General features: G+C 72.2%; 20 protein-coding genes and 2 pseudogenes. 9 read left to right on the forward strand and 13 right to left on the reverse strand.

Annotation, left to right across the window (positions count from 1 at the left end):
• Nucleotides 1-36: 36 nt before the first annotated feature.
• The 3 genes from OG928_RS01840 to OG928_RS01850 all read right to left on the reverse strand — a co-directional run bounded on the left by OG928_RS01840 (nucleotide 37) and on the right by OG928_RS01850 (nucleotide 2,465).
• Complete coding sequence (locus OG928_RS01840; protein WP_406278132.1) at nucleotides 37-816, reverse strand: SDR family NAD(P)-dependent oxidoreductase; 780 nt, start codon at nucleotides 814-816, stop codon at nucleotides 37-39.
• Nucleotides 817-1,009: 193 nt separating this feature from the next.
• Nucleotides 1,010-1,942, reverse strand: a complete 933-nt coding sequence (locus tag OG928_RS01845) for an alpha/beta hydrolase (protein ID WP_406278135.1) — start codon at nucleotides 1,940-1,942, stop codon at nucleotides 1,010-1,012.
• A gap of 88 nt (nucleotides 1,943-2,030) precedes the next feature.
• Nucleotides 2,031-2,465 carry a hypothetical protein gene (locus tag OG928_RS01850; protein ID WP_406278138.1) on the reverse strand — a complete coding sequence of 145 codons (435 nt, stop codon included), beginning with the start codon at nucleotides 2,463-2,465 and terminating at the stop codon, nucleotides 2,031-2,033.
• 78 nt (nucleotides 2,466-2,543) lie between these two features.
• Here OG928_RS01850 and OG928_RS01855 point away from each other — a divergent pair, with 78 nt between their 5' ends.
• Nucleotides 2,544-3,395, forward strand: a complete 852-nt coding sequence (locus tag OG928_RS01855) for an RNA polymerase subunit sigma-24 (RefSeq protein ID WP_406278141.1) — start codon at nucleotides 2,544-2,546, stop codon at nucleotides 3,393-3,395.
• 369 nt (nucleotides 3,396-3,764) lie between these two features.
• On the opposite strand, the gene OG928_RS01860 is transcribed toward OG928_RS01855, so the two are convergent.
• The gene (locus OG928_RS01860) at nucleotides 3,765-4,583 is read right to left on the reverse strand and encodes an MBL fold metallo-hydrolase (protein WP_406278144.1); all 819 of its coding nucleotides are present in this window, start codon (nucleotides 4,581-4,583) and stop codon (nucleotides 3,765-3,767) included.
• 114 nt (nucleotides 4,584-4,697) lie between these two features.
• On the opposite strand from OG928_RS01860, the gene OG928_RS01865 reads away from it, so the two are divergent.
• Together OG928_RS01865 and OG928_RS01870 are read left to right on the forward strand one after the other, a co-directional pair.
• Nucleotides 4,698-5,306: a helix-turn-helix domain-containing protein gene (locus OG928_RS01865; protein ID WP_406278147.1), complete on the forward strand. Its 609-nt coding sequence runs from the start codon at nucleotides 4,698-4,700 to the stop codon at nucleotides 5,304-5,306.
• Between the two features lie 76 nt (nucleotides 5,307-5,382).
• Nucleotides 5,383-5,454, forward strand: a pseudogene (locus OG928_RS01870) (hypothetical protein); the annotation flags it as partial.
• A gap of 46 nt (nucleotides 5,455-5,500) precedes the next feature.
• Here the strand turns inward: OG928_RS01870 and OG928_RS01875 are convergent.
• Nucleotides 5,501-5,758, reverse strand: coding sequence for a tyrosine-type recombinase/integrase (locus tag OG928_RS01875; RefSeq protein WP_406290716.1), 258 nt, complete (start codon nucleotides 5,756-5,758; stop codon nucleotides 5,501-5,503).
• A 159-nt stretch (nucleotides 5,759-5,917) separates the two neighbouring features.
• Between OG928_RS01875 and OG928_RS01880 the strand changes: the two genes are divergently transcribed.
• Nucleotides 5,918-6,319, forward strand: a complete 402-nt coding sequence (locus tag OG928_RS01880; RefSeq protein WP_406278150.1) for a VOC family protein — start codon at nucleotides 5,918-5,920, stop codon at nucleotides 6,317-6,319.
• A gap of 34 nt (nucleotides 6,320-6,353) precedes the next feature.
• Here OG928_RS01880 and OG928_RS01885 read toward each other — a convergent pair whose 3' ends face one another.
• Nucleotides 6,354-7,337: an AraC family transcriptional regulator gene (locus tag OG928_RS01885; RefSeq protein WP_406278153.1), complete on the reverse strand. Its 984-nt coding sequence runs from the start codon at nucleotides 7,335-7,337 to the stop codon at nucleotides 6,354-6,356.
• A 179-nt stretch (nucleotides 7,338-7,516) separates the two neighbouring features.
• Between OG928_RS01885 and OG928_RS01890 the strand changes: the two genes are divergently transcribed.
• A complete protein-coding gene (locus OG928_RS01890; RefSeq protein WP_406278156.1) occupies nucleotides 7,517-7,960 on the forward strand; it encodes a DUF6069 family protein in 444 nt (147 codons plus the stop codon).
• On the opposite strand, the pseudogene OG928_RS01895 reads toward OG928_RS01890, so the two are convergent.
• The 5 genes and pseudogenes from OG928_RS01895 to OG928_RS01915 all read right to left on the reverse strand — a co-directional run bounded on the left by OG928_RS01895 (nucleotide 7,946) and on the right by OG928_RS01915 (nucleotide 13,239).
• Nucleotides 7,946-8,765: pseudogene (locus tag OG928_RS01895) on the reverse strand (glutamate racemase). The gene OG928_RS01890 and the pseudogene OG928_RS01895 sit on opposite strands and share 15 nt — an antisense overlap.
• A gap of 164 nt (nucleotides 8,766-8,929) precedes the next feature.
• On the reverse strand, nucleotides 8,930-9,706 hold the full coding sequence (locus OG928_RS01900) for an SIR2 family NAD-dependent protein deacylase (RefSeq protein ID WP_406278159.1): 777 nt from the start codon (nucleotides 9,704-9,706) through the stop codon (nucleotides 8,930-8,932).
• Nucleotides 9,703-10,080, reverse strand: coding sequence for a DUF4180 domain-containing protein (locus OG928_RS01905; protein ID WP_406278162.1), 378 nt, complete (start codon nucleotides 10,078-10,080; stop codon nucleotides 9,703-9,705). The genes OG928_RS01900 and OG928_RS01905 overlap by 4 nt, the downstream gene beginning before the upstream one ends.
• A 189-nt stretch (nucleotides 10,081-10,269) precedes the next feature.
• Nucleotides 10,270-12,162, reverse strand: a complete 1,893-nt coding sequence (locus tag OG928_RS01910; protein ID WP_406278165.1) for a DUF2201 family putative metallopeptidase — start codon at nucleotides 12,160-12,162, stop codon at nucleotides 10,270-10,272.
• Nucleotides 12,163-12,177: 15 nt separating this feature from the next.
• Nucleotides 12,178-13,239: an ATP-binding protein gene (locus OG928_RS01915; RefSeq protein ID WP_406290718.1), complete on the reverse strand. Its 1,062-nt coding sequence runs from the start codon at nucleotides 13,237-13,239 to the stop codon at nucleotides 12,178-12,180.
• 408 nt (nucleotides 13,240-13,647) lie between these two features.
• Between OG928_RS01915 and OG928_RS01920 the strand changes: the two genes are divergently transcribed.
• From OG928_RS01920 to OG928_RS01935, 4 genes are all read left to right on the forward strand, one after another.
• Nucleotides 13,648-14,445 (forward strand): arylamine N-acetyltransferase, encoded by a 798-nt coding sequence (locus OG928_RS01920; protein ID WP_406278168.1) that lies wholly within the window; start codon nucleotides 13,648-13,650, stop codon nucleotides 14,443-14,445.
• A 152-nt stretch (nucleotides 14,446-14,597) separates the two neighbouring features.
• Entirely contained in the window at nucleotides 14,598-15,104 is a 507-nt protein-coding gene (locus tag OG928_RS01925) for a SigE family RNA polymerase sigma factor (RefSeq protein ID WP_406278171.1), read from the forward strand.
• Between the two features lie 214 nt (nucleotides 15,105-15,318).
• A complete protein-coding gene (locus OG928_RS01930) occupies nucleotides 15,319-16,035 on the forward strand; it encodes a hypothetical protein (RefSeq protein WP_406278174.1) in 717 nt (238 codons plus the stop codon).
• Between the two features lie 218 nt (nucleotides 16,036-16,253).
• Nucleotides 16,254-17,384: a hypothetical protein gene (locus OG928_RS01935; RefSeq protein ID WP_406278177.1), complete on the forward strand. Its 1,131-nt coding sequence runs from the start codon at nucleotides 16,254-16,256 to the stop codon at nucleotides 17,382-17,384.
• A 12-nt stretch (nucleotides 17,385-17,396) separates the two neighbouring features.
• Here OG928_RS01935 and OG928_RS01940 read toward each other — a convergent pair whose 3' ends face one another.
• On the reverse strand, nucleotides 17,397-17,783 hold the full coding sequence (locus OG928_RS01940) for a DUF952 domain-containing protein (protein WP_406278180.1): 387 nt from the start codon (nucleotides 17,781-17,783) through the stop codon (nucleotides 17,397-17,399).
• Nucleotides 17,784-17,820: 37 nt separating this feature from the next.
• Nucleotides 17,821-18,246, reverse strand: a complete 426-nt coding sequence (locus OG928_RS01945) for a DUF4440 domain-containing protein (protein ID WP_406278183.1) — start codon at nucleotides 18,244-18,246, stop codon at nucleotides 17,821-17,823.
• Nucleotides 18,247-18,372: the final 126 nt, after the last annotated feature.

Here is an 18,372-nt window from a genome sequence, read left to right on the forward strand (position 1 = left end):
TGGGCCTCGTTGCCCGGGGTGGACGGTGCGATCGGGTCAGTGGACCGAGAGGCCGCCGTCCACGAAGATCGACTGGCCGGTGATGTAGGCGGATGCCCGGCTCGCCAGGAATACCGCCGCGCCGGCGAAGTCCTCGGCCAGGCCGTTGCGGCCGACCATCGTGCGGGCGGCCAGTTCCGTCACCTTTTCCGGGTCGTTCGCCAGCCGCGCGTTGAGCGGCGTCATCACGAAGCCCGGCACGAGCGTGTTGCAGGTGACGCCGAACGGCGACCACGCCTCGGCCTGGGACCGGGCCAGCGACTCCAACGCTCCCTTGGAGACGCCGTAGGCGCCGCTCTGGACGAAGGCCCGGTGCGCCTGCTGGGAGGTGACGTGGATGATCCGCCCGAAGCCCCGCTCGGCCATCCCGGGCCCGAACCGCCGGCCCAACAGGAAGGGCGCCTCCAGGTTCACCGCCATGGTGGTGTCCCAGACGTCCTCGCCCAGCTCGCTCATCGGCGGTCGCAGATTGATCCCGGCCGAATTGACCAAAATGTCCGGCTCCCCGAACACCCCGGCCGCCTCCTCGGCCGCCGCCCGCACCGCGTCGCGGCTGCCCAGGTCGGCCCGTACCGAGGCCGCCTTGCCACCCCGAGCCGTCAGCTCCTCGACCGTGGCAGCCAACTCCGCCTCCCTACGCGCAACGATCACGACGCTCGCCCCCGCCCCCGCGAGGGCCCCGGCGATCGCACGACCGATCCCGGAACTCCCCCCGGTCACCACGGCCACCCGACCATCCAGCGCAAACAGTTCCGAGAGGTACGCCTGAGAAGTCATCCCAGCACCCTAGTGGCGCGTGGTCGCCCTCCATGGCGCGTTGTTCCCCGGCTACCTCATCACGCCTACGGTGGAGCCGGTCGCCGGTCCCGCACGGTGAGTCTCGCGTGGGCATCGGCCGATCCAGTGGGCTGGATCACCTACCGTTGCCAAGCTCGAAGCCAGTAGGTGTCGCGCGTTGAGCCGTTGACGATCAACCTTGGCTGGACGCCGCGGAGAAGCGATCTGCAAGCCAACACTCGATATCGTGCAGCGCTGCTTTGGCCATGCCTGTCGAACGGGACGTGAAGCCGTGCCGCGATTCCGGGTAGATCCGGAGGTCGACTTCGCCTCCGGCTGCTGAAACTCGGGCCGCCATGGCCATGTTGTCCTCCAGCAGGACGTCCGAGCCGCCGACGACCATCAAAACCGGAGGCAGGCCGCGCAGGTCACCAAAGACCGGGGAGATGTCCGGGGTGGTGCGGTCGGTCACATGACCGGCGTATGCCTGAATGAAGTACTCGTCAGCGATCAGCCGACCGGCAGGGGTCAGACCACTCAGATCGTACGTGCCGAACTCCAGCGCGGCACCGGCGAACGAGTCGACGAGACCGCGATCGCGCAGGCGCAGCAGTGCCGTCATGGCAAGCGTGGCTCCCGCCGAAAAGCCGCCGATCGCCAGCCGTGTCGTGCCGAAGCGAGCCTCGGCCTGCTCGAGGAGCCACAGTGCCGCTGTTTCGCAGTCGTCGGGCGCGGCCGGCCAGGGATGTTCAGGAGCGAGTCGATAGTCCACGCTCACGACAACGATTCCGAGAGCATCCGCGAGCTGCCGGTTGCGCGCGTCCCCCCGCGCCGCCGCCCCCATGTAGAAGCCACCACCATGGATGTCCAGATAGACGCCGCGCGGCACGGTGCCACCGGGAGCGAGGATTCTCACGGGCACTCGCCGGCCGGCGGCTTCGACCACCTGCTCAACAGCTGACGAGTCGGAGTGTGAAGAGGCTGCATCCCGCTTGGCTCGTGCCTCCCGCAACTCATCCAGGCTGCTCGGGCCCTTCCCAGCCCCCGACACGGCGTTGGCCGCCCGGCACTCTTCGACGTGCGCCGCAAGCTCCGTGTCGATGAGACTCTTCAACCCCAACTGCATGAGCGCCCCCTGGTGTTGTGTGCAATGGCCCTGCTTCGACGCCGCCCTCAATGACAACCGGTCGACGCGAAGTCTCCGAACCCGACTTCTACGCGACCCAGCAATACAAGCCGTGGCCATGTTCTTCCGTGCCGCGGACGAGACTGCCCAGGCTCCCCACTATTTCGCCGGCCACGTCGGAAGCGATCGCCTCGCCGTCCTCCGCCCGCTGCCGGGCCCACGCCATGGCTACCTCACGCAGCCGGGAAGGTTCCGCCTCGGCCAGAGCATCCACCAGGCGGGCGGAGAACGCGAAGACAACGCATCCGCCATTGTCCTCGCCGGCGACGATTCGCGGTTCGCCGGCCTCTGCGAGCTCTTCGAAACTGCCTCCGGAGAAGAGGCATTCCCACTCGACCACGGCCTCTTCCGAGTCGAAGTTGCCGAACGAGAGGGATCTGACGGCGCGTCCCGGTCCGGTACCGACCACGAGGGCGGCCGACGCATCGTCCGGTGCCACGAAGAATTTCACGATTGTGCTCACCGGCGCATGATGCCTGACTGCTCGGACATCGCCACCATGATCGACGGGACAAGTCCCGGCTTCGGGACGGGTTTCGGGATGGCTCATCCTGGGTGTTCTCGGCACGATCGCGTCCGTCCCGGATACGACCAGCGGCAGGCCATCGAATCCCCCGGCGCCTGGCTGACCAAGGTCGCCGGCCGCATCTGCCTCAACTTGCTCGGCTCGGCACGAGCCCGACGGGAGAAGTACGTCGGCGACTGGATCCCCGAGCCCCTACCCGAACCCGCGGAGTGGTCAGGCGGTCGGGCGGGCGACACCATCGACCCGGCCGACCGCGTCACCCTGGACGAGTCGATCAACATGGCCTTCCTCGTCGTACTCGAATCGATGACCCCGGCCGAACGCGTCGCCTTCATCCTCCACGACGTCTTCCGCTACCCCTTCGCCGACATCGTCGGCCGCACGCCGGCGGCCTGCCGCCGGTTGGCCTCATCGGCCCGCCGGCGCATCGGCACCTCGCGGACGCTCGCGCCCCCGACCGCCCAACAGGCCGCCGTCGTCAGGAACTTCAAGCAGGCCTGGGAAGCCAAGGACATCGACGCCCTGATCGGCCTCCTCGACCCGAATGTCACGGCAACCGGCGACGGCGGCGGCCTCGCCACCACCGTGCGCCGCCCGCTCGAAGACGCCGAGCAGCTCGCGCGCGGCCTCGTCGATCTCGCCGGCCGGCAGGCCAACCTGACAATCCTGGAGCGAACCGTCAACGGTCGGCCCGGCCTGGTCGCCCAGCAGGACGGCGTCATCGTGACCGTGTACGCGTTCGACATCGCAGGCGACCGGATCACGCACATCTGGGCCGTACGCAACCCCGAGAAACTCCGGCCGTGGACGGTGGGCCACAGCCCCACCGGCGCAGGCACCGACACGCTGCCGGCGACGCACCCGTGAGCCTTCGGATGGGGATCCCGCCTCTTCTGCATCGAGCCCCTGCCGTTCCGCTGACCCACCGCACCACTGCGTACGGCCCCGCCGAATCGGCGGGGCCCGTGGTGTGTCCGCAGGGCGTGCGGTGAGCGGCCGCGGATGCGGCGCGGTGCCGTGCGCCCGCGCCCCCGGCCGGTGCCGGGGCGCCGGCCGGGGGCGCGGGCTGCACCAACGACGCTGTCCCGAAGCCGGTCGCCTGGCTCGCCGTGGTGGTGCTGTTCCCGCTGGACACGGCCTGCTGCACCTGTTCCGGGGTGGGGTCCCGCTGATCGGCGGGCATCGAGGCGCTCAGCTCTCCGACGAATCCGGCGAGACGGGTGCCGGCAGGCTCGATCAGCCGATCGGTGGTGCGAGGTATTCCAGCGCATAACCGTCGCCGGAGGGGGTTACGCGGGCGATGCCGGGTGAGTCGAGATGGGCGCCGGCTACGAAGTGGTGTGGTTGGGTCAGTTGTTCGAGGAGGGCCGCTCGCGCGGCGCGGGCCTGGGACTGGTTGCCGTCGAGCTCCCAGGACACGTTCGGTTGATCGAATTGGAGCGTGGGAACGTGAACGGTGTCGCCCCAGGCGAGAAGGTGGCCGGTGCCGCTCCTGACCTCGTAGACCGTGTGACCGGGTGTGTGGCCCGGTGTCGGGATCGCGGTGGTCCAGTCGTTGATCGCGACCTTCTCCGACACGGGTACGACCCGGTCGCGGATCGGCTCGAGCCGCCCCGTGAACACCGAGGTGTCGCCCGCGCCGATCCACACGCGCTCGAGTTTGGTGAACGCCTCCGAACCGTCCGGCGCGATCAGGCCGCTCACGTGGTCTTCGTGCTTGTGGGTGATGGCCACATCGGTGACATGTGCGCGGTCGATTCCCGCTTCGTCGAGCGCGTCGTAGATCAATCCCATGGTGGGGTCGTGCCAGGCGTTGGACGCGCCGGTGTCGATGAGAACCGACCGCGTGCCGTCGGTGACGAAGAAGGCGTTGACCGACAGCCGCAAGTTGTCGCCGGCCAGCGGGACGGCGGCCGGCAGCTCATCGAGCGCGCACCCATCCTCGTCGCGGAGCCGTGTCGGCGGCATGTCGACGTACCCGTCTCGCAACGAGATCACCTGCAGATCGCCGAATTCGAACGTGGCATGGAGCCGGCCACTCGAGATCAAACGCATGGAACCCCTCCGTCGTGTCGGACGCACATCGCGCGTCTCCGATAGAAGATCATATCTTCTTTAGGAGAAACCCTACACTGTGGGCAGCGAGGTACCCATCGATCGAGGAGCACGGTGGTCGAGCAAGACGGAAACGCCGCCGAACCACACCACGGTGACGACCTGGCCGGCGCGTTCGGCCGTAACGTGCGGCGACGCCGCGAGGAGGCGGGCCTGACGCTGGAGCAGCTGTCCACACAGTCGTCGGTCAGCCGGGCGATGCTGTCCAAGGTCGAACGCGGCGAGAAGAGCCCGACGATCGGCGTCGCGTCCAGGATCGCCCACGCGCTCGACGCGTCGCTCTCGGACCTGATCGGTGCGCCGGCTGCTGCCGCGTCCGGTGTGGCCGTTGTCATGCGCAAGAGCGATCGCCCCGTTTTCCGTGACCCGGAAACCGGCTTCGAGCGGCACATCGTGTCAGCGGCCCCGGGCGCGGGAGGAGCCGAGCTGGTCGTCCACCACCTCCCCGCGCAGGTCTCCACCGGTCTGCTGCCCGCGTATCCGCCGGGTACGGAGAAACAACTCGTGGTACTCGAAGGCGCCCTCACCGTCGCGATCGGCGGGATCAGCGAGACCCTGACCACAGGCGACTCCCTGTTCTTCCAAGCCGACGCGGACCACGGCTTCGCCAACCGAACGAACGCTCCCTGCGAATACATCATGGTCATCTCGCGCAGAACCTGAACCGGCCGCAGCTCGCGGGCCTGGACAAAGCCGGCTCGCCCAGGTCGAGCCCACCCGGTTCGGCAGGCCGTACTACTTGCGCCCCAACGGGCCTGGCGCCCTCAAGCCGTATGTGCTCTTGCGCGACGCGCCGCGCCACTCCGGCAAGTCCGCGGTCGCCAAGTTCGCGATGCGCGGCCGCGCGATCCTCGGCCTCATCCACCCCCTGCCGCCCCGGCCCAGGCGTTGCACGAGTGCGCGGCCGCGGCGTGGGCGGCGCGGTTGGCGCCGTCGTCGCGGCGGCGGACGTACACCAGCGTGGTGGCGATGTCCTCGTGGTCGGCGAACTCGCGGATCTCGTCCAGGTCGACGTGCTCGTCGTGCATGTGGGTCAGCCGGGAGGCGCGCAGCACGTGCGCGGTGAGGTCGCGGCCGGGCAGCGCCCCGGCGCGTTTGCCCAGGATCCTCAGGATTCGCGATCACGCGACCGTGGTGGGCATCGCTGTCCCGTTGTCACAGCCTTGGCGATCTCCGCCTCGGTGGGTTGCCGTGTAGGACGGCGCTCACAGAAGTCGTTGAATCACGTACGACCGCCATGTGGTGAGTTCGGGGCGGACGTTAGTCTCGGTTTCATGATCAACACGAACACGCGCGTGCGTGTCGCCCGCCCGTCGCGTGACCTCGCCGCCGCCGAACGGTTCTACGTCGACGGTCTGGGCCTGTCCGTTCTGTGGCGGACCACCGAACGCGTGTCCGGTGAACACGACCTCGTCATGGTCGGCCTGCCGGGCGGCAACTGGCACTTCGAGCTCACCAACGACCCCGAGCTCCCGCTCGACCCCTCCCCGACCGTCGAGGACCTGTTCGTCCTCTACCTGGGCACCCCCGTCCCCGCCGACCTGATCGAGCGTCTGGTCGCGGCCGGCGGCACCCGGGTGGCCGCCCACAACCCCTACTGGGACGAGTGGGGCGTCACCGTCGCCGACCCCGACGGCTACCGCCTGGTCCTGTCCACGCGCACCTGGGACGCGTGAGCGGACACCCCTTTTTCTTCTCCACACACCGGGTTCAGGCGCGTCCCACCTCGCGCGGCCACGGCACACGCGGGGCCTCGGCCTCGTCGCGAGCGCCCCGCCGGTAGCGGCCCGGCGCCGTGCCGTACTCGCGCTTGAACGCGTTGGCGAACGCGAACTCCGACGCGTAGCCGATCCGCGCGGCCACCTCCCCCAGCGAGGCGTCCGAACTCCGCAGCAGCCGGGCCGCGCGGGTCAGCCGCCACCACGTCAGGTAGGCCAGCGGTGGGCGGCCGACCAGCGCGCCGAACCGCTTAGCGAACGCGGCCCGGGACAGCCCCGCCACCGCCCCCAACGACTCGACGGTCCACGCCCGCGCCGGATCGTGGTGGATGGCGTTCAGCGCGGCGGCCACCGGCCGGTCCGCCAGGGCCGCGGCCCATCCGCCGCCGGCCTCCCGCGCGGGCCGCTCGGCGAACCACGCGCGCAGGATGTACACGAGCAAGACGTCCACCAGGGCCGGCGCCACCGTGTCCGCACCCGGTCGCGCGCCGTCCACCTCGGCGGCCAACAGCTCGACCGCGGCCCGCAGTTCGCGGTACCGGTCGACCCGCGCCGGCAGGTGGATCAAGTCCGGCAGATCGCCGAGCAGCGGATGCGCCCGGCCGGCGTCGAGCCGGTATCCCCCGCACAGCGTGATCGTGGTGGGCTCGTGCGCGGCCTCGCCCACCGACGCGGACGCGAACAACTCGGCGTCCTCCAGCGGATCGCAGCGCGGCTCCAGGAGCGGGGTGCGCGGGTCGTCGGCCAGGGCGTAGCCGTGCCCGTGCGGGAACAGCAGCACGTCGCCGACCCCGAGCGCGATCGGCTCGGCGCCGTCCGGCGGGATCAGCCAGCACGTCCCCTGCACGATCACCTGGAACCCGGCCGCCCCCGCGACCTCCGGGAACCGCTGCCCCCATGCCCCGTGCCACCGCACCCGCACGCATCGCGGCGTCCCGGACCGCATGATCGCGATGACATCGCTCAACACATCCACGCGCCGCAGTCTATGCGCGATCGCCCAGGCGGCACAGTCCAGACAGCGCCATCCAGGCAAGACGATGGAGCATAAAAACGAGACTCGAACACATTGGTCGTCCACGCACCGGCTCATACGGTGAACCCATACCCGCCGACCTCCCGGCCTGCGGGCACTCCATCGCGAAGGGCCTCACCATGACCACGGACATCGTCGACAGCACAGTCACCACCGCCACCGCGGCCGCGACCCCCACCACCACCCGGCGCCGCGCCCTCGCGGTCGGCGGCGCGGCCGCCGCCAGTGGCGTGGTGTGGATCGCCGCCCGCGCGCTGGACATCGACCTGGTCGTCCAACAGGGCGACGGGCGGGCGCCGATGACGATCGGCCTGCCGCTGGTCCTCGCCTTCGCCGCCGGCGCCGCCGCATTCGGCTGGGCCGTGCTCGCCCTCCTGGAGCACCGCACCACGCGGGCGCGCACAGCGTGGACCGTGCTGGCCGCGACAGTCCTCGCGGTGTCGCTGGTGCCGCTCCTGAGCGCCGATGCCGCCGCCGGCGCCAAGGCGGCCTTGGCCCTGATGCACGTCGCCGTGGCGGCGGTGCTGATCCCGGCGCTGCGCCGCGGCTCAGGCCGGGTGTGAGTCGAGCGCGGGGGCGGCGGCCAGGGGCAGCAGGTCGAGCGGGATGTGGGTGCCGGCGGCGAGCGCGCGGCCCAGCGGGTAGGCGAGCGCGTTGGCGGGCAGCCCCCGGCCGGCCGCTCAGGAGCACCTCGATCGTGCCGGGAGCCGCGTCGGGGCGCTCGGCCAGGTCCAGCCGGCGCAGGGTCTGCCGGGCGACCGCCTCGGCGCTGTCGTACAGGGCGACGCCGGCCGGCAGCGCGGCGGCGATCCGCTCACTCACCAGCGGATAGTGCGTGCAACCCAGGACCACGCCGGCGCAGTGCGCGGGGGTACGGCTCGCCGCGTCGGCGATCGCCGCCGCGGTGGCCACCGCATCGGCGCGGTCGACGGCTTCGGCCAGCCCCGGACACGCGACGCGTTCCACCGTGTGGCCCGCGGCGAACGCGGTGATCAGGCGGGCCTGATAGGCGCTGGCGGTGGTCGCCGCGGTGGCCCACACCGCGAACGGGGCACCGGAGGCGGCGGCCGGTTTGACGGCGGGCACCGTACCCACGACCGGCACGGCCGGTTCGAAGCGCGCGCGCAGCGTGTCCAGGGCGGTGACGGTGGCGGTGTTGCACGGGACCACGATGCCCTGGACACCACGTTCGGCGGCCAGGTGCGCGGCGGCGAGCACGCGCTGGGTGATCCCGTCCTCGCCGCGGTCGCCCCATGGCATGCCGTCGGGGTCCATGCACAGCATCAGGTCGACGTCCGGCCGCAGTCGGCGCAGCCATCCCGCCGTCGGAAGCAGGCCCATCCCGGAATCGATCAACGCCACGAGCATGCCGCAAACCTAGCGTTTCCCCCGACGCGTAAGCGCACGGGGCGCACGCGCCGAGGTAATGATCGGCACCGACACCCGAATGGCACCCCCACTCCCCACCCCCAGCCCCACGCGCCCGAGCCGGCCGCCCGGCCGCCCGGCCGCCCGGTCACCCCGTCACCCCGTCACCCCGTCACCCCGTCACCCGCGCCAGGCGTACCCCCCGCAAGGAGCCCCTCCACAATGCGCGGCACCGCGACCTCGATCGGCTCCCGCACGAGAGCGCCCGCGTACCGGTCGTACGGCGTGGGCGCGTCGTTGACGATCACCAGGACCGCACCGCACTCGACGGCGATCCGACACAGCGCGGCCGCCGGCTCCACTCGCAGGGATGTCCCGACGGCCAGGAACAGGTCCGCGCCACGCGCCGCGTTCGCCGCACGCCCGTACACGTCACGGTCGGGATGCTCACCGAACAGGACCACGTCCGGCCGCAGCGTCGCCTTCCCGCACGCGGGACACCCGGGTTCGGCGGCGCCCGCCCGGATCGCGCGCAGTGCCCGGTCCATCGGCGCGGTTCCCCGGCAGCGGGTGCAGCGGGCGCGACCGAGGGTGCCGTGCAACTCGTGCACGCGCGCCGCCGGCGTGCCGGCCGCCTGGTGGAGGCCGTCGACGTTCTGGGTCGCGATGGTCGCCCGCACCCGGGCCAGTGCCAGGTGTGCCGGACCCGGGCGGGCGTCGGTGAGCACGGGCGCGGTCAGCGCCTGCCACATGCGGGCGCGCACGGCCGGGTCGGCCGCGTACCGCTTGCGGCTGCTGTCGCCCGCGGCGGCCGGGTCCCGAGTCCACAGCCCCCGCGGCCCGCGGAAGTCGGGGATACCTGACCCGGTGGAGACACCCGCACCGGTGAGTACGACCAGGTACCGCACCTCCCGGGTCCACGCACCGGGGTCCGCGCTCACGCAGTGGCGCCGTCGGCCAGCCGCGTGGTGAGCGTGTCGAGGTCGGGCACGAACCACACGTGCCGGCCGCGGTTGCACTCGCGCACCAGATCGGTCAGCGGCCCGCTCGCGGCGGTGTACGCGGTGATGTCACCCACGACGGCGAGACGGAGTCGGTAGTTGGCGAACTTCTGCATGATCTCGCCGGCGACGCCCGTGCGCAGTCGGAAGAAGTCCTCGTCCAGGCGCGACACCGGGACGACCACCCACTCCGCCCCGTTGAACCCGGCGTCGCCGATCAGGTCCAGGGCGTCGCGCACCTCGCGGACCCGAGGACCGTCGTCCGCGCACATCCACAGCGCGATGTCGTGGTGGGTCTCAAGGGTGTCGGGCATGGGGGTCCTTCCGCACGAGTGGTGGTGGCGGTCCCGCCGGAGGCGGTGTGTGGGCGTGATCGCGAGAGCCGTCCCGGTCCCGGTCGGGGGCGTGATCGCGAGAGCGGCCCCGGTCGCGAGAGCCGTCCCGGTCGCGGTCGCGATCCCGGTCCCATCGCGGTCCCGGTAGATCTTCCCGGCCGCGATGCCTCAGCGCACCCGAAATACCGGGCCGCGGGCGGTGAACGGCAGGCGGGCGCGGGCCGGGACCAGGAAGGCGTGTTCGCGGCGCACCCTGAGGACATCGCAATGTCCGTCGGTGATCACCAGGATTGGCCCGTCGGCGGGAAAGTCGACGGCGCCCTCCAGCAGCCGGATGCCCGGTTGCAGGACGGTGCCGCCGCGACCGCGCACACGGGCCTTCTCCGCGATCTCCTCGACCGGCAGGTATCCGGCGTCGTAGGCGGCGGCGTCGCAGTACACGACGCGGGCGGCGGGGACGTCGCGGGCGCTCGCGTAGGAGGCGATCGCGCCCAGGGCCTTGCCCAGCAGGACCGGGTCCATCGATCCGGAGGTGTCCAGGACGACGCCGAACGTGCACAACCGGTCGATGTCCTCCGGCCGGACCCGCCCGGGCCGGGGGATGTCGGGGGTGGCGGCCTGACGGCGGCCGGCGCGGGCGTAGGTGCGGGTGGTCTCGGGCCGGCGCACGTGTTCGTCGAACCAGCGGGCCAGCCGTACGTCCCATTCGGGGGCGGGTTGTTCCAGGGTGCGGATCTCCTGCACGAGCCCGGCGGGGAGCAGGCCGCGACCGGGGTCGTGGTAGGCCAGCCCGGCGGTGAGCGCGCGGCGGTAGAACGCGTCGAGGTCGACGGCCGAGCCACCGGAGCCGGCCCCGCGCGACCACGGCATCGGGATCGCGGGCCGGTCCCGGCGGCTGGCCCGGCGCGCGGCGGCCGCGGGTTCGGAGAGCCACTCGCCCAGGATGTCGCCGTGTTCGCGGGTGCCGAGGGGACGCAGTTTGCGGGCCCGGCGCAGGTCGGTGGTGAGGGTGTCGTACACCGACTCGGCGGACAGCCCGGTCAGGCGCGGGTCGTACAGCAGCCCGTCCGGCATCACGCCGACACCCATCTCCACGAGCCAGCCGTTGATCACGTAGTCGCACGCGACGTTGAACAGTTGCGCGTCCCGGTGTTCGCGCCGGCGGTCGTGCCGCAGTGCGGCGTGCAGCATCTCGTGGGCCAGCACGAAGCGCCATTCCTCGGCGCTGAGTTGGGCATGCGGATTGACGTAGATCTCGCCGTGCTCGGCGCTGACCGCGGCGATGGAGATGTCCCAGGAGCGGGCGAGTTCGAGGTCGGCGACGATGGTGAGGCCGGCGGCGAGGGCGCCCAGGAGCGGGTAGGAGGACACGAACCACGACAGCGCGCGGTCCCAGGGCCCGTCGGGCCGGGTGGTGCCCGTGCTCTCGCCGCGGGCCTCGGCGGCCTCCGCGAGCACGTAGCGGACCGTGTCGGTCAGTTCCCGGGCCATCACGGCGGGCCAGTCGCGCGCGGCGGGGTCGGTACGGTTCGGCGGCGGTTGGCGGCGCAGGCACGGGGAGGTGCCGTTGCTGCCGATTCGGCGCAGCGCCTCGGGGACGCCTTCGCGGCGCCAGCGGGCGGTGAGCGTGCGTTCGTCCTCGGTCGGCAGGTCGGGCAGTTCGATCAGGGGCGTGCCGATGCCCATGCCGTCGGCGAAGCGGTGTACGGCGACGCAGCACGCGGTGTTGTAGGCGTCGTCGACGACGGCGTCGGGAGCACCCAGGCCGGCCTCGGCGAGGGTGTGCGGGTCCAGGTGGCCCAGGGCCAGGTGCAGCAGCAGGTGGATGTAGGCGCGGGACCAGGTGACGGGATCGACGTCGCGGTGCGGGTCGACGGTCAGCGTGCCGCGTTCGGAGATGTGGCCCAGCGCGCCGGGCTCCAGGGAGAGGTATGTGTGCTGAACCAGTCGGCCGATGTGGTGGACGGGATGTACGCCGGCCAGCCCCCAGCCGGCGTTGCGAGCCTTCAGCACCCGCTCGGCGTGTACTTCGGCGGGCTTCCTGGCGCGGCGGGCGGACATGTCCGAGCCTCCGGATCAGCGACGCGCGCCGACCAGGCGCGGCAGGTCGCGGGCGGTCTCGACGAGGAACCACGCCGGCAGCGGGGCGGCGCCCTCGTCGTCGGTGGCGATCACGAGTTGGGCCATCTCCAGGGAGATCTCGGCGAGTTCGACCAGCAGCGCCTTGGCCCGGAACGCGAAGTCGCGCAGCGCGGGCGTGACATGCGTGCGGTCGGCGGGCAGGTCCTTGGCCAGGCGGGCGCGGAAGCTCTCGACCAGGAAGTACAGCAGGTCGCGGTCGGCGGGAGCGGCGGGCCAGCGGGCCTCGCCCTTGACGATGGCGTCCAGGCCGTAGGCGTTGCGCACGGTCTTGAGGTAGGCCAGGAACGCGGCGGCGTGGGTGGGGGTCAGCGTGCCGTTCGCGAGCAGGCGCACGTGGTCGTCGCTCACGTCGGGGCCGAAGGAGTACAGGCCGTCGGAGAGCATGTGCCACGCGCGCGGCGTGGAGAACGCCTCCTCGGTCTTGGGCGGCGGGCTCCACAGGTGGTCGGGGCGCGCGCGCAGGTGGTCCAGGATCCAGGGGTGGATCCCGTTGGCGGCGGCCCAGGTGAGCCAGTCGTCGGGGGAGGCGCGCAGGTGTACGTGCACGAGGCGGTTGATCAGCGCCGAGGACATCGGGCGGGCGAGCGCGTTGTCGCTCGCGCGGTTGCCGGCGCCGATCACCACCGAGCCGGGCGGCAGCGTGTACGAACCGATCCGGCGGTCCAGGATCAGCGAGTAGAACGCCTTCTGCACGTCGGGTGAGGCGGCGTTGAGTTCGTCGAGGAACAGGCAGTACGGCTCGTCGCGGGCGATCTGCTCCGGCGGGCAGAACCGGCTGCGCCCGTTCACGATCTGCGGTACGCCGATCAGGTCCTCGGGGGCGAGTTGGGTGCCGAGCAGGGACACGCACTCCAGGCCGAGCGAGTGGGCGAAGTCGCGGACCAGCGACGACTTGCCGATCCCCGGGGCGCCCCACACGAAGACCGGGCGGACCAGCGCCGTGTGCAACAGGACGTCGGGCAGCGCGGCGGGGGTGATGGTGTGGGCGGCCTGCACCTGTGACCTTTCGTACCGGCGCACGGCGCCATGGGAGTGTCTTCGGAGAGTCGTCGAACCCCGCCGGGCGGAGTCGGTACCCGCATGATGTCGGGGGGCGAGGGGGCCTGTCGTGCGGTTTTCGCCGGGCGCGGCGCGGCAGGACGGGTTCGGCGCGGCAAGACACGGCCGGTTCGGCGCAGCAAGACACGGCACGACGCAGCCGGTTCGGCGCGGCCAGACACGGCACCGCACGGCCGGTTCGCCGCGCCAAGACGCGGCACGACACGGCGAGTTCGGCGTCCGCCCGGACGCCCTCGCGCACCCCGACCCGAATGCCCGTGACCATGCCCCGACTCCTCCGGGTTGCTTTGTGCATGATGGGTCGGCGCGCCCGCAGGGGCGCCCCGCACACTCGGAGGCACGACGGTGGACCACAACCGCGCGAACACCTACCTGGCGCTCCTGGGCGCCGACCGGCCCGCCCGACCGGACGCCGCGGCCCTGGCCGACCTGCAGTGGCGCCATCTGCTCGCGATCCCCTTCGAGAACCTCGACATCCACCTCGGCCGCGCCATCACGCTGACCGAGGAGGCCCTGCTCGCCAAGTTCCTCGACCGGCGCCGCGGCGGATTCTGCTACGAGCTCAACGGCGCGTTCGCCGCGCTGCTGCGCGCCCTGGGCTACCGGGTGACCGTGCTGGCCGCGCGCGTGTACGACGACGAGGGCACGGTGGGCATCCCCTACGACCACCTCGCGCCGCGGGTGGACCTGGAGCACCCGTGGCTGGTCGACGTCGGCTTCGGCCGCTTCACCCATTACCCGCTGCGCCTGGACCTGCGCACCGATCAGGCGGACCCCGGCGGCGTGTTCCGGATCGTCGAGCGCGCGGACGGCGATCTCGACGTCCTCCGGGACGGCCGCCCGCAGTACCGTCTGGAAACCCGAGCGCGCGAGCTGCGCGACTTCGCCGCCGGCTGCTGGTGGCACCAGACCTCGCCCGCGTCGCACTTCACCCGAGCCCCGGTGTGCTCCAGGCCCACCCCCACCGGGCGGGTCACCATCAGCGACCGCACCCTCATCCGCACGAACGGCGCCGACCGGCACGAGGAGCAACTCACCGACGACAAGGCCCTGCTCGCGGCGTACCGCGACCACTTCGACATCACCCTCGAAGCCGTCCCCGCCCGGACGCCACCGGTGGGCTTTCCCGCCACCACTCCCTGATCCCGGCCCCGTGCGAAAGCCCGAACCGCCGTCGGTGTGAGCGGCGCCACACCCGTTCCCGGGCGGGTGACGTCACACGATCGCCGCGCCAACCCGTCAAGTGGGGGTGGGACGCGCGGCGAACGCGCGGACACGTACGAGGAGGCGGGGCGTTGGGCGGCCGGGACGGCTTCACCGAATACGCCGAGGCGGCGGCGCCTCGGCTGCGCCGCACCGCGTTCCTGATCTGCGGCGACTGGCATCTGGCCGAGGACCTGACGCAGACCGCGTTGGAGAAGCTGTACGTGGCCTGGCGTCGGGTCGAGCGGACCGGGAATCCGGACGCGTACGCCAAGCGCGTGGTGCTCAACGCCTACCTGGATCGGCGCCGGCTCAAGAGCTTCGGCGAGGTGCCGGGAGTGGACGCGCAGGCGTTGGAGCGGGTGCCCGCGGTGGGCGACGAGAGCGCGGAGTTGCGGGTGACGCTGCTGGCCGCGTTGATGCGGCTCCCGCCGCGCGACCGGGCGGTGTTGGTCCTGCGCTATTGGGAGGACCACAGCGCGGACACGGTCGCCGATCTGCTGGGGATGTCCCCGGCGGCGGTGCGGGCGCGCAGCGTACGCGCGCTGGAGCGGTTGCGGGTGCTGCTGCCCGAGCGCGATCTGAGTCTGGCGTGGTGAGCGCGAACCGCTCGGCGGGCGAACGGGACGACCGGTGGGGTGAGGTCATGGAGTGGGATGCCCGCGCGACGGGTGAAGGGGGGTTCGGGATGGATCCGTACGAGGACTTCCGGCCGCGCCTGAGCGAGGAGTTGGCGCTGCTCGACGAACCGCCGGTGGGCGCGTTGGCCGCTCGGGCGGCGGCGGGCGGGCGGCGGCGGGCGCGCGGGCGGATGTGGCGGGCGGGGCCGCGGCCGGGGCGGTGCTGGCGATCGCCTTCGGCGCCGCGACGGTGGTCCCGGACGTGTTGAACCGGGACCGCGCCCGGCCCGCGAGCCAGACGCACGCGGACCGCCCCTGGGTGCACGATCCGCGGGGCGGGGACGCGCTCGCGGACCGGCCGGCCGCGGAGCGTACCCGGATCCGGGCGTTCAAGAGCGCCATGGCCGACGCGTTGTCGGACTCGATGGGCTCGAGGCTGGGGGTCGACCTGGTCGAGGCATATCCCGACGATGTGGGCAGCTATCGGGCTTGGCGAGGATCGACCGCACTCCCCGTCTTTCTGCGGGTCGCAGTGCTCGCGGGCCAGTCGCCGCCGGATGTGTGCTCGGTCGATTACGTGAAACGTGCCGGCTGCGCGCTGCCGGTCCTGCACATGTCCGGGGCCTCGATGGGCGGCGAGAACCTCGAAACGAAGCGGTGTCAGGCGCAAGTGCGCATCCTGTTCGCAAGCACGCTCGTGCAGGTCACGGTCGAGGCCGACGAAGTCGGGGCGAACCTGCCGTTCTCGTCGGTCGCGCTGCACGACGCGTTCACCGATTTCGACCCGGTGATGCGCCTGCTGCGCAAGGTGGAAGAGGCTCCGCTGGAGCCCGCCTGGGACGGGCAGGCGCCTACGCCCCTGCTCCAGCCGGGCTCGGCCGGCCCACTCCCGGTCTGCCAAGGCGGCTGACGGCTCGGAGTACCCGCCCCGGCGCCCCTCCCCTGTTCGGGTTGCTTCCGCCGGTTGGGTTGCTTCCGCCGGTTCCATGTCCGTGATCGCCGAGGGCGAGGTCAGTGATGTCAAAAAGTCTCTACGAAATGGTTGGTTTCTCTATGATCGAAGCCTCGCCCCGCCCCGCCCCGGCCGGACCCTCGGCCCGCCCCGCGATCCCTCCCGAACCTGCGGTCGTGCCCCGGCCGCACCGGTGGAGGCCGTCGCCGACCGCGCGCCGCACGGGGGTGTTGGCGGCGTGCGTGGCGCTCGCCGCGTACACCGGCTTCCGGCCGCCGAGCGCGTGGACCGCGACGCTCCAGTCGATCTCGTGGCAGGGCGGGTTCCACCGACGGTTCGTGGTGGGCACGGTGTTGCACCCGTTCGCCGAGTGGTCGCACTACGCGTACGGCGTGTTCGCGATTTGGTCGTACGCGGTCCTGGCCGCGTTGGTCGCGGTACTGGCGGTGGCGGCGGTGCGCACCCGGGTGCCGGCGCGGCGCATGCTGGTGGCGGCGTGGTTCGTGTTGCCCACCGGCGGCTACCTCTTCCACGAGGTCGGCTACTTCGAACAGGTGTTGTTCCTGGCCCTGTTCGGCGCGTGGTGGCTGGTGGCGCGCGGGCGATGGGTCGCGGCGGCCGCGGTGATGGCGGTCTCGGTGTGCGTGCACGAGATCGCGGTGCTGACCGTGCTGCCGCTGTTCACGCTGGTGGTGGCACGTGCCCTGCCCGCACGGCGCGCGCTGGCGGCGGTGGCGCCGTCGGTGCTGGCGGGCGCGCTGGTGCTGGTCGTGTCGCCGGCCGCGGACGGCGCGACCGGGCGACTGGCGCTGCGCTTGCGGGGCGCCGACTTCCCCGCCCGCTCGGATGTGCTGGAGATCTTCGACCGCACGCAGGCGCAGAGCATGCGGATGTACGCGCCGCTGGACGTGCTCCTGTTCCTGACCCCGCTGACCCTGCTGCTCGCGGCGGCGCTGGCGCTCGCGTTCGCCCGCGGCACGGTCGCCGGCGTGCACCGGTTGCTGGCGATCGGCGCGGCGACGGCGCCGGTGCTGGCGGCGTTCGCGGGTTGGGACACGCACCGGTGGGCGTTCCTGCTGCTGGCCAACTCGGCCGTGGTGGTGTGGTGGTGGCTGGGGCAGGACGCCGCCGGCCGGGTACGGACGGCGGCGCGCTACCGGGTGCTGGTGGCCGCGGCGCTGCTCTGCACGCACGTACCGCTGGCCTATTTCGACGGCTTCGCGCCGCGCGAGCTGACCGGGACCGAGCTGCGCGCGTTCGTCCACGACGCGACCTCCGGCGATCTGTTGCGGGCACCGCGGCAATGATCCGCGGCCGGCTCAGGCCCCGTCCCGCGCCGCCAGCGTGCGGCGTACCGCCATGGCGACCGCGTCCCCGTCGGGAGCAGCCGGCAGCTCAAGCACCGCGGACCACACCACGGCGGCCGGCTCCAGCACGCCGTACACATGCGGGAACAGGTCGCCGCCGCGCGAGGGTTCCCACCGCAGGGCCGAGCCCAACGCGGCGGTGTCCACCGCGACCAGCGTCAACGCGTCCCGTCCGGCGAAGTGCCGGCGCGCGGTCTCGGCGACCTGCCGCCGGGTGGACAGGTGTACGTACCCGTCCTCCAGGTCGACGCCCGCGCCCGCGAACACGCCCCGCGCCACGGCCGACGCCCACTCGTGGGTGCCCACCAGTTTGTAGATGACCTCGTCCTCGTCGCTCATGCCCCGAACCCTAGAAGACGACCCGAGCGCACCGCGCTCAGGACCGCTCGACCCACGTCTCGTGCAGGTGTCGCCACCGCAACCCGTGCACGGCGTCGGCGTCGCGTGCGAACACCACCGTCGAGGTCCGCACGTCGCCACCGCCGTCGGCGCGTACCTGGACCTCGCGATAGGTCGCGACCACGAACTCCCGCGCGGCCACCACCACCCGCACGTCCTCGATCGTGATCCGCAGCCCCGGCACCGCGCCGCACGCACCCTCGATCATCGCCGACACCTCGGCCCGCACCAGGGTCCGGCCGTCGGGCCCGGTCAGCGTGAAGTCCCGCGCGTGCGCGCGTGCGAATCCCGCGAGGTCGTCCCCGGCACCCGTGAGCAGTCCCTCGATGATCACGTGCAGGCGCTCCACTTCCGCGCGCACCCGCTCGGTCTCCCCGTCCACGTCCACATCCGTCGCCGACATCCCGCGCTCCGTCCCGTCGTTCCCCGCCGAAGGCGGCGGACCACACCCGAGCCGCCCGCCGACCGCCTCGCACGCTACCGCCCGCGACCCGCCCCGCGACCGGCCACTCGGTCGGCGACGGCCGGG

The sequence above is a fragment of the Embleya sp. NBC_00896 genome (assembly GCF_045207785.1).
In the GTDB taxonomy this organism is placed as follows: domain Bacteria; phylum Actinomycetota; class Actinomycetes; order Streptomycetales; family Streptomycetaceae; genus Embleya.